Genomic DNA, 6,115 nt, shown 5'->3' with positions numbered 1-6,115 from the left:
CCAGAAAAACTCTACTTTCCATGTCTTGCACAATTCGCGATATCCGCTGCGCGCCAGCTGTGAAAATGGCCGCTCGTTCTCGCGAGCATGGAACCGCCTTGCCTTCTAAAAGGAGCTCCCCTGCTCCCGATACAGTCCTTACAAACGCTATCCGATTGTCAGTTTCCTCAAGTTCCACGCTGATATCGACGTCACGTCCGATCCGCAGTTGAAAAACCCCCAGGTCGGCTTGGCCCTGATACGCGAGCAGGCCATCAGCCCGGTCGCCTGCCGAAGCGTTCACGATCCTCTGCGGGGCGACCAGCACATTTAGCGCATTCTCGAGTTCATCGAGCCTTTTGGAATGCCAGACCTGGTCGATGATCTGGCTACTCTGCGAGGCCTGGGATTGCACCGCCTGATCGTTGCGCTGCGGGTCCCGTGGCATGGTGGCAGGCCTGTGTCGGCTCATGGACTTACCCTAGGCAGCAGAAGCGGCGAGAAGCCTGGCTGAAGCTGCGAGACGTCTCTGCTGAAGGGTTCGGTAATGGAGATATTCTCTTGAAACACTTAGCCTGTAATTGCAGCGGCAATTGTTGCAATGCTGTTTCTCTACAATGGCGCAAGATTTCGTTCGCTCGATTGAGAGAAAGACCGGAAAACAACTTACAGTAGCATCCAAAAATCTCATTCCCACTCGCCTTTGACGTTGCGAGAGCTTGGAATGCTATAAGTTTGATGCACTTATTACAAGCAATACCTTAGCTAGAAGCGGCTTCCCACGAGGGCATGACCAGTGCTGGGCTACCATGACAGCCTCGGTCTCACCGGGCTCTCGGCATATGAATGAGCGGAGGTCGGAATTGGCCGATCACTCGAGTCAGCGGTCCCTGGACGTTGTCTAGCGCTTGAAGAGCGGATGCTCGATCCGATCTCCGGGCCTGATCCCGAGCTTAGCCGACGTGCCGGCATTCAGCTCCAGAACAGCGAGAACAGGCTCACCAGAGGGGATGGTGCGGGTGGACAAGGGTTCCGTATTGGCGGCAATGCGGGCGATGGTTCCGTCTGGCCGGATGAACAGCATGTCCAGGGGCAGATAGGTGTTCTGCATCCACATGGAGACCGGCTCGACACGGCCGAAATCGAACAACATGCCCCGATCCGGCGCCATCGAGCGGCGGAACATCAGCCCCTGTGCCCGATCCGCATCGTTGCGCGCGACCTCGACCTGAAAGTTCTGCCGCTGGCCGCCCTGTGTCACGATGGACAAGGCTTCGAGAGCCTGAGCATAGGCTGCCCCGGCCAGAACAACCACAAGGCCGAGAGCCGGGAAGACCGGGCGGAGGCGCTGGAACACGAAAGAGGCCTGTCAGTGGGAGTGCGGCAGGGCCATGTCGGCGAGGCGAACCTCGGCGGCCATGAGGCCCTTCGAACCATCGCCGAAGCGCACGAAAACGCGCTCGCCGGGCTTCAACTCGGCAATACCATAGCGGCGGAGGGTTTCCATATGGACGAATATGTCCGGCTTGCCCTCACCTTGCGTCAGAAAGCCGAAGCCGCGCAGGCGGTTGAACCACTTCACAACCGCAGGCTCCAAACCACTCGTCGGCACCACCTGAACATGGGTGCGCGGCAGTGGGAGCTCAGAAGGATGCAGGGCCGTCGACTCGTCGAGCGAGAGAATACGGAAAGCCTGGAGGCCGCGGGGGCGTTGGACCGCCTCAACCACGATGCGGGCGCCCTCATTCGCAGCCTGGTATCCCTCGCGCCGCAGGCAGGTCACATGCAACAGGACATCGGGCATGCCGTTATCAGGCACGATAAATCCGAAGCCCTTGGCGACGTCGAACCACTTAATCCGGCCGCTCACCTGGATGAGTTCAGCAGGGTTCTCTTCCGCAATCGGCTGAGAGGCCTCGCGCCGTCCCTGATCGAAAGAGGCATTTTCCTCTCGAAGATTGAAGGAGTTAGAGCCGAAATCGCCAGTCATGAATAAACCCAAACTCGAATCAAAAAACCCGATTCTTAAAATGAGGATAACATCGTCCTGAATCAGGGGAAGCCGGAAACAGCTCTTAAAATGCGATGAAATTTTCAGCACCCGGCGAGAGCATTGAAATTACGAGACAAATGCCGATAGCACGGCTCCGATTTCTGCATGGATCACCAAGTCCGCCATCTCGTCGAGCGGGGTCGGCTCGCGATTGACGATCACAAGCTGCGCTCCGTTGTCCTTCGCGAAAGCCGGAAAGGCAGCCGCGGGATAGACGACAAGGGACGATCCCACCACGAGGCAAAGATCGCAGCTCGCGATGAGCTTCTGTGCCCGGCGCATGGGTTCCTCCGGCATGGCCTGGCCGAAGGAAATGGTCGCGGACTTGAGAATGCCGCTGCAATGAATGCACGTGGGCGGTTCGCCACTGCTCTCGAAATGCCGTCGCACCCAATCGAGCTCGTGGCGGCGTCCGCACGACAGGCACTTCGCATATGTGCCGTTGCCGTGGAGTTCGATCACCTGCTCCTCGGAGAGGCCCGAGGCCTGATGAAGCCCATCGATATTCTGGGTGATCACCGCAGGCATCCGGCCTGACGCGATGAGCGATGCGATGCCGAAATGCCCTTGGCTCGGCTGGGCATCGCGATAGAGATCGTCCATAACGAACTTGCGTCGCCATGCCTCCCGCCGCGCTTGGGCGCTTTGAACGAATTGCTCAAAGGGAATCGGCCTGTTACGTATCCAAGGGCTGTCGGGAGAGCGAAAATCCGGAACACCGCTTTCCGTCGAGATGCCCGCCCCCGTGAAACCGGCGACGATCCGGGCATCTTGAATCATTTCCTGCAATGTGGCGATTGACGCGGCGAGGTTCTCGGTCATGTCACTGATATAGAACGTGCAGGCCGGGAAGAAACGCATCCTATGAACCACAGGATCAGCATCACGTGAGTCACGACCTTTCTCGCGCCTCAGCCTCCCAGAAGAGGGCTTACGCTCCTCCGGCAGCCGGACACGCTCAGGTCATCGCATCCCAGCGCTGGGATGCGATTGACGTGGCTCGCGGGCTCGCGATTGCAGCCATGATCGTCTATCACTTCAGCTGGGACCTGAGCTTTCTGAAGCTGATTGAAACCAACATTCTCCAGGTGCCGGCATGGCGCTGGTTCGCGCGCGGGATTGCAGGCTCATTCCTGCTCCTCGCCGGCGTGGGACTTGCCCTCGCCCATGCGCAAGGCTTCCGCCGCCTTCCCTTCCTGAGACGGCTCATGAAGGTGGGCGGAGCAGCGCTGGCCGTGACCCTCGTCACGTATTTCGCATTTCCTGAGAGCTATATCTTCTTTGGCATTCTCCACTGCATCGCTGTGTCGAGCGTGCTGGCGCTCCCGTTCCTGCGACTGCACCCTGCCCTCACTTTGCTGGTCGCAGTTTTGTGTCTGGCCGCGCCCGCAATCTTCAAGAGCCCCACGCTCGATGTGCCCTATCTCGACTGGCTGGGGCTTGGCGCCACGGATCCACTGACGAATGATTATGTGCCTGTCTTTCCCTGGTTCGGAATGGTTCTGATCGGTGTTGCTCTCGGCAAGCTGTTCCTGAGACAATCCGAGACCATGCGCCTTGCGCGATGGCGGGCGACGGATGCGCTGTCTCGAACTTTCGTCTGGGCCGGACGGAAGAGCCTTCCGATTTACCTCATCCATCAGCTCGTACTGCTTGGGCTCCTCTATGGAGTGCTGCAGATCACCGGACCGAACCCAAGAGCCGAGGCCCAGCCGTTCATGAATGAATGCGTTGCGACCTGCCTGATGCAGAACGCCCAACCACAGACCTGCAACGCCCTGTGCTCCTGTACGGTCGATACGCTGCGTCAAAGCGAATTGTGGCGAAAAGTCCTCAGCGGCACGACGAGCGCAGAGGAGCGGACGCAAATCTCCCGAGCCGCACAGCAATGCCTGCACCGCGCGCCGTCCTAAAGCACTTTCGGCGAGGTGGATCCGGTTCGCCTTTCGGATAAATGCGTCGCTCCAGGGAACAGAGTTGGTTTCACGCAAGTGGAAACAGCTCTAGGTTTCGATGGTGATCGGATAGCCTTCGAAGCTCTTGAGGGTTTTCAGAACGAAGGTCGTGTGAATGCGGCCGATGCCGCATCCCGTATCCGCAAGGATGGCTTCGGTGAGCGCCTCATAAGCGGCAAGTGTGGGCGCGACGATACGGGCGATGTAATCGTACTCGCCGTTCACGACCTGCAATTCAACGACCGCCGGATGTCCGAGCAAGGCCTTCTCAAGCCGCTGCCGCGTAACTGCTGAGGGATCGCGCATGCTGATTCCTGCAAGCGCAATGATATCATGGCCGATCGCCGAAGGGTCGACGAGCGCCGTATAGCCGCGAATAACTCCCTTCTGCTCCAGACGCTTGACCCGCTCAAGGCAGGGACGCGGCGAGAGTCCGACACGGTCTGACAGCGCCTGATAGGTAATACGGCCGTTCTGGCGCAGTGCGTCGAGGATCAAAAGGTCGATCCGGTCCAAAGCAGACTTAGCTGGACGGATCGGCAGCTTCGCAGACGGCTTCATGATGTAGCTCGAACGAGGATCTCCTCCCACCGGGAGGTGAGCGCGTCTGTAGCTCACGATGGGGGTCGCTTGCAAATCGACTTAGAAATGACCGCTAAATCCGTGGCGGCACGCAAACATTAGCAACCGTGGGAGTGAGGTCAGATCAATTCAGGCTGCTGTTTGAACTTACGTTACATCTTCGTGCATTTACTTTGCAAATTACGGAGGGGAAGATTGCAATATTACAAATGAGGAATGATATCTTACCGAAACGATACACAGTATATTCCCCTGAACGACTCAACGTAGTCGCTCGAGGGGCGAAAATGACTTTTCACTCAGAGGCGAATGTCGCTCGCCAGATCGCTGACCTGTGCAAATGGATAAGCGAAGGCAGCGTTACTCATGTTGAAATGAGTATGTCGCTCACTCGGGATCTGGCCTTTGATTCCATGAAGCTTATGCAGTTCTTCACGGGCACCGAGGAGCTGTATTCAGGCATTGCTCTTGAAGATTGGTTCATCGAACACAGCGCCGGTGGGCGCGATACCATCGGGAGCGTTGTGCAATACATCGCCGCTGCGTTGACCCTCGTTGCAGCAGAGCGGCCCAATGCCTCTTCGAAGCGTGATCGCTCTCCCGACCTTCTTTAATCCGTCCTCGGCCGTCACCAAGCACGTTTTGATACGGCTGAGGCACGAGACTTTGGCCGTCTATGGATTTGCCCAATGCATTGTTATGGCTTCCATCGTACGACTGTCGGAACCCTCGTGCTTCCAACCGATCTTGCGGCAATTCATTACGCGAGGCGCAACCGCTCCTCAATGCTTTAGCTCCCGATCATGGAAAACCTCTGGCGCTGCGTAAAAGTCGCTGGAAAACTCCCGCGACTTTCGCGTTAAGTTCTCGTCATCGACACAGGCTTTCTAAGAGGTGCTGTCTTGTTGCAGGGCTATATGACCGATGTTCCCCTGGTCGCAATCCTTCGCGGATTGCGACCTGATGCAGCTGAAACCGTTGGCCTTGCTCTCGTCGAGGCAGGCTTCCGCATCATCGAGGTCCCCCTGAACTCGCCCGAGCCTTTCCGCAGCATCGAAATCTTGGCCAAGACCATGCCGGGCGACGTTCTCGTCGGTGCTGGCACTGTTCTTGATCCTCAGCAGGTCGACGGCGTCCGCGACGTGGGTGGCAAACTCATCGTCATGCCTCATGCCGATCTCGATGTCATCCAGCGCGCCAAAGACCATAGGATGATTTGCACCCCTGGCGTCGCAACGCCAACGGAAGCCTTTGCAGCGCTCAAGGCCGGGGCCGACGCCATCAAGGTCTTCCCGGCGGAAGCCATTCCGCCGGCCGTCGTAAAAGCTTGGCGTGCGGTTCTGCCCAAAGAGACGATCGTGCTGCCGGTCGGCGGCATCAAGCCTGACAATATGAAGCCCTACATTGATGCAGGCGCCAACGGGTTCGGTTTGGGTTCTGCTCTCTTCACACCGTCCTTGACGGTCGAAGAGATTGGCCGCAATGCGCGTGCCTTCTCATCCGCATGGAAAGATCTGCGTGCGGGCTGAAACTCTCCTAAGCCTTT

7 protein-coding genes and 1 pseudogene are annotated in these 6,115 nt (G+C 58.0%); 3 read left to right on the top strand and 5 right to left on the bottom strand.

Annotated elements, in window-relative coordinates:
• The 4 genes and pseudogenes from ACUXUR_RS20290 to ACUXUR_RS20275 form a co-directional block, all read right to left on the bottom strand.
• Nucleotides 1–451, bottom strand: a pseudogene (locus ACUXUR_RS20290) (AraC family transcriptional regulator); the annotation flags it as partial.
• A 429-nt stretch (nt 452–880) separates the two neighbouring features.
• A complete protein-coding gene (locus ACUXUR_RS20285; protein ID WP_445504169.1) occupies nt 881–1,336 on the bottom strand; it encodes a DUF192 domain-containing protein in 456 nt (151 codons plus the stop codon).
• 12 nt (nt 1,337–1,348) lie between these two features.
• Nucleotides 1,349–1,969 (bottom strand): cold-shock protein, encoded by a 621-nt coding sequence (locus tag ACUXUR_RS20280; RefSeq protein ID WP_445504168.1) that lies wholly within the window; start codon nt 1,967–1,969, stop codon nt 1,349–1,351.
• 129 nt (nt 1,970–2,098) lie between these two features.
• Nucleotides 2,099–2,893, bottom strand: a complete 795-nt coding sequence (locus tag ACUXUR_RS20275) for an SIR2 family NAD-dependent protein deacylase (RefSeq protein WP_445504167.1) — start codon at nt 2,891–2,893, stop codon at nt 2,099–2,101.
• Nucleotides 2,894–2,919: 26 nt separating this feature from the next.
• Between ACUXUR_RS20275 and ACUXUR_RS20270 the strand changes: the two genes are divergently transcribed.
• The gene (locus ACUXUR_RS20270) at nt 2,920–3,945 is read left to right on the top strand and encodes a heparan-alpha-glucosaminide N-acetyltransferase (RefSeq protein ID WP_445504166.1); all 1,026 of its coding nucleotides are present in this window, start codon (nt 2,920–2,922) and stop codon (nt 3,943–3,945) included.
• 90 nt (nt 3,946–4,035) lie between these two features.
• Here the strand turns inward: ACUXUR_RS20270 and ACUXUR_RS20265 are convergent, their stop codons facing one another.
• The gene (locus ACUXUR_RS20265) at nt 4,036–4,548 is read right to left on the bottom strand and encodes an Lrp/AsnC family transcriptional regulator (RefSeq protein WP_445504165.1); all 513 of its coding nucleotides are present in this window, start codon (nt 4,546–4,548) and stop codon (nt 4,036–4,038) included.
• A gap of 308 nt (nt 4,549–4,856) precedes the next feature.
• On the opposite strand from ACUXUR_RS20265, the gene ACUXUR_RS20260 reads away from it, so the two are divergent.
• The gene (locus ACUXUR_RS20260) at nt 4,857–5,183 is read left to right on the top strand and encodes a hypothetical protein (RefSeq protein WP_445504164.1); all 327 of its coding nucleotides are present in this window, start codon (nt 4,857–4,859) and stop codon (nt 5,181–5,183) included.
• Nucleotides 5,184–5,486: 303 nt separating this feature from the next.
• Nucleotides 5,487–6,098, top strand: coding sequence for a 2-dehydro-3-deoxy-6-phosphogalactonate aldolase (locus ACUXUR_RS20255; protein WP_445504163.1), 612 nt, complete (start codon nt 5,487–5,489; stop codon nt 6,096–6,098).
• Nucleotides 6,099–6,115 lie beyond the last annotated feature (17 nt).

The organism is Microvirga medicaginis (genome assembly GCF_052658925.1).
The sequence above is the reverse complement of the archived record's forward strand: the minus strand, read 5'-3'. Positions and strand labels throughout refer to the sequence as shown.